Source organism: Planctomonas deserti, from assembly GCF_003067705.1.
In the GTDB taxonomy this organism is placed as follows: domain Bacteria; phylum Actinomycetota; class Actinomycetes; order Actinomycetales; family Microbacteriaceae; genus Planctomonas; species Planctomonas deserti.
Genome location: NZ_QANL01000099.1, coordinates 1 through 617, shown reverse-complemented (window position 1 = coordinate 617; position 617 = coordinate 1). Strand labels below are relative to the sequence as shown.

The 617-nt window shown below is 63.9% G+C and carries 1 protein-coding gene; it reads right to left on the bottom strand.

Features of this window, described 5'->3' with window-relative positions; all coding sequences use genetic code 11:
* Window positions 1–359, bottom strand: a 359-nt coding sequence (locus DAI20_RS19740; RefSeq protein ID WP_108252896.1) for a DUF188 domain-containing protein, incomplete at its 3' end; no start/stop codon positions are given.
* Window positions 360–617: the final 258 nt, after the last annotated feature.

Genomic DNA, 617 nt, shown 5'->3' with positions numbered 1-617 from the left:
ATCGACAGCCGCTCGGCCATGTTGTTCGGGGTGTACAGCTGGCCGCGCGGGTTCAGCGCCACGGCCTTCTTCTCCAGCACCAGCGCGGCCAGTGGGATGTCCTGGGTGACGACCAGGTCTCCGGCGGCGACCCGTTCGACGATGGCGCTGTCGGCCACGTCCAGGCCCTGGGGCACCTGGATCGAGCGCAGCCAGCGTGAGGGCGGGGTCCGGATCCACTGGTTGGCGACCAGGGTCAGCTCGATGCCAACGCGTTCAGCGGCACGGAACAGGATGTCGCGAATGACGGTGGGGCAGGCGTCCGCGTCCACCCAGATGCGGGGGAGGGCGGGTTCAGCTTGGGTTTCAGCTTCAGTCATTTACCCAGTGTAGGGTAGGAAAATCCTGAATGGGGACTCGGGGTTAGCCTCGAACGGCTGCCAGCCCTTGTCACGTCTAGCGGGCGGGGCCAGCCCATGAACGTCCGGGCTATCGCTTTTTGCAGAAAACACGCGTATCGTTCGTCCCACTGTGTTTGCTAGGGTCACCGTGAATCGTGGCCTGGTGCAGTTGATCTCACGATCCGCTCATCGATCCGCTTTACCAACGCCTGCAACTCAGTCTCGGCCCCGATACCC